The 2,884-nt window shown below is 73.4% G+C and carries 2 protein-coding genes; both read right to left on the reverse strand.

Annotation, left to right across the window (positions count from 1 at the left end; genetic code table 11):
• Positions 1 to 163: 163 nt before the first annotated feature.
• A complete protein-coding gene (gene ptsP, locus ACFYUY_RS39820; protein ID WP_387908371.1) occupies positions 164 to 1,834 on the reverse strand; it encodes a phosphoenolpyruvate--protein phosphotransferase in 1,671 nt (556 codons plus the stop codon).
• A 97-nt stretch (positions 1,835 to 1,931) separates the two neighbouring features.
• The gene (locus tag ACFYUY_RS39825; RefSeq protein ID WP_360223427.1) at positions 1,932 to 2,381 is read right to left on the reverse strand and encodes a PTS glucose transporter subunit IIA; all 450 of its coding nucleotides are present in this window, start codon (positions 2,379 to 2,381) and stop codon (positions 1,932 to 1,934) included.
• Positions 2,382 to 2,884: the final 503 nt, after the last annotated feature.

Here is a 2,884-nt window from a genome sequence, read left to right on the forward strand (position 1 = left end):
CCCTGCCGCCCTGGCGCCCCCCACCCCACCGACCACCCCCCCGGGCCCCCCGGCCCCCCCCCCCGCCCCGCCCGCGGGCGGCCCCCCCCCGCGGGGGGGGGGGGCCCCCCCCTCTCGGCGTTCGCTCCGGACGGGTGCCCGGGTCCGGACGGCCCGCAGCGGGCTACTCGCCGGACAGCACCTGCTGGGCCGCGGCCCGCGCCTCCTCGGCGCTGTCCGTGGCCCTGGCCGCCTCGGCCGCCCGACGGCACTGCGCCAGCGTGTACTTGGCGAGCGTCGACCGCACGTACGGGATCGAGGCCGAGCCCATCGACAGGCTGGTGACGCCGAGACCGACCAGCACCACGGCCAGCAGCGGATCGGCGGCGGCCTCGCCGCAGACGCCGCAGCTCTTGCCGGTCGTCCGCGCCGCGTCGGCGGCCGCGGCGACCAGGTCGAGCAGCGCCGGCTGCCACGGGTCCTGAAGACGGGCCAGCGCGCCCACCTGACGGTCGGCGGCGAAGGTGTACTGGGCGAGGTCGTTGGTGCCCAGCGACAGGAACTCGACCTCCTGCAGGATCGCCCGCGCCCGCAGCGCGGCCGAGGGGATCTCCACCATCGCGCCGAACTTGGCGTCCAGCCCGGCCTCCCGGCAGGCGTCCGCGAAGTCCTTGGCGTCCTTGCGGTCGGCCACCATCGGGGCCATCACCTCGAGGTGCACCGGCAGCCCCTCGGCGGCCGTGGCCAGCGCGCGCAGCTGGGTGCGCATGACCTCGGGGTTCTCCAGCAGGGTGCGCAGACCGCGCACGCCGAGCGCCGGGTTCGGCTCGTCCGCGGGGGTCAGGAAGTCGAGCGGCTTGTCGGCGCCCGCGTCGAGCGCCCGGACCACGACCCGGCCCTCCGGGAACGCCTCCAGCACCTTGCGGTACGCCTCGACCTGCTTCTCCTCGCTGGGAGCCTTCGCCGAGTCGTCCAGGAACAGGAACTCGGTGCGGAACAGGCCGACGCCCTCGGCGCCGTTCTCCAGCGCCGCCGGCACGTCCGCGGGGCCACCGACGTTGGCCAGCAGCGGCACGCGGTGCCCGTCCGAGGTCTGCCCCGGCCCGGAGGACGCGGCCAGCGCGGCCCTGCGCTCGGCGGCGACCGCCCGCAGCTCGTCCTGCTTCTCCTGCGAGGGCTCCAGCAGCACGTCACCGGAGCTGCCGTCCACCGCGACGACGGTGCCCTCGGCGACGTCGCTCGCCCCGGGCAGCGCGACGACGGCCGGCACGCCCATGGCTCGCGCGAGGATGGCGCTGTGGCTGGTCGGCCCGCCCTCCTCGGTGACGAAGCCGAGCACCAGCGTCGGGTCGAGCAGCGCGGTGTCGGCCGGCGCCAGGTCCCGCGCGAACAGCACGTACGGCTCGTCGCTGTCCGGTACGCCCGGCATCGGCACGCCCAGCAGCCGGGCCACGATGCGGTTGCGCACGTCGTCCAGGTCGGCGACCCGGCCCGCCAGGTAGTCCCCGGCGGAGGCGAGCAGCGCCCGGTAGGCGGCGAAGGCGTCGTAGACACCGCGCTCGGCGCTGCTGCCGACGGCGATCCGGCGGGACACGTCGGCCATCAGCTCGGGGTCCTGGGCCATCAGGGCCTGGGCCTCCAGGACGGCCTGCGCCTCGCCGCCGGCCAGGTTGCCGCGGGCGATCAGGTCCGCGGCGACGGCGTCCACGGCCGCCTGGGCACGGGCCTGCTCGCGCGGGGCGTCCTCGGTCGGGATCCGGGTCGCGGGGGGTTCCAGGACCGCGGTCCCCATGTGCCGGACCTGGCCGATCGCGACCCCGTGGCTGACACCCACGCCGCGCAGTGTCTTCTCCATATAGCTGTCTCCGCTGAGAGGAGCGGCCCCGCCGGGAACCGCTGAGTGCCGGGCCGCCCCGCAGGAGCTGCCGGGGCGGACGTGTGAGAGGAAGGGGTCAGCTCCAGCTGAACAGGGGGTCGCCGGAGACGGCCTCGCCGTCCTCCCGCAGGCCACCCAGCGAGTCGGCGTTCGCCTCCAGGGCCACGATCGGCGAGATCGGCGACTTGCCCGCGGCTTCGACGGCCGACGGGTCCCACTTGATGACGGCCTGGCCGCGGGTCACCGTGTCGCCCTTGTTGACGAGCAGCTCGAAGCCCTCGCCGTTCAGCTGCACGGTGTCGATGCCCAGGTGGGTCAGCACTCCGTGGCCCTCGGCGTCCACCACGACGAACGCGTGCGGGTGCATGGAGACGACGACGCCGTCCACCGGGGCGACCGCCTCGGTCGGGCGGCGCACCGGGTCGATCGCGGTGCCGGGGCCGACCATGGCGCCGGAGAAGACCGGGTCCGGCACGCCGGCGAGCCCGACGACCTTGCCGGTCAGCGGCGACGTCACAGTGGTCATGGTTGTGCCTCCCAAGTGCGCAGTACAGCGAGCGGCCGCGAGCAGCGGCGCGACGATCAACTGAAGCCTAAATCATGTCAACTTCGGACATCTGCTGACATTCCCGGGCGAAGAACCACGCCCTGCCCGGCCTGTCGGCGGGCGGCCCACCGGCCGCTAGTGGTCTAGTCCTCTGGCCGATGCGCCGCACTCTACAGGCATCTTGGCGAATCGGGGCCATTGCTGTATATGCTCGCGAGAGCAACAAATCATGCCGCCGACCGGGTGACACCCGGTGCGCCTCGATTCGCACTCCGGCGGACGACCCGCTATGGTTGGTCGAGTCGCCGCGAGTCGGCGGTTAACACCAGGTTTCAGATGTGAAAACGTCCGGTAAACGGAACGGAAAGCATCTGGTAGGCTGGGAATCACGAAAGAACGAAGCGCCCGGAGGGCCTGCTGGAAGGCAGACCGAAGGAAGTGTCCGTTCCTTGAGAACTCAACAGCGTGCCAAAAGTCAACGC

This window comes from Kitasatospora sp. NPDC004745 (genome assembly GCF_042873275.1).
GTDB lineage: Bacteria > Actinomycetota > Actinomycetes > Streptomycetales > Streptomycetaceae > Kitasatospora.

What these genes read in the sequence shown, in the direction of transcription:
- ptsP (WP_387908371.1), bottom strand. Translation starts at nt 1,834, where the DNA reads ATGGAGAAGACACTGCGCGGCGTGGGTGTCAGCCACGGGGTCGCGATC.
- ACFYUY_RS39825 (WP_360223427.1), bottom strand. Translation starts at nt 2,381, where the DNA reads ATGACCACTGTGACGTCGCCGCTGACCGGCAAGGTCGTCGGGCTCGCC.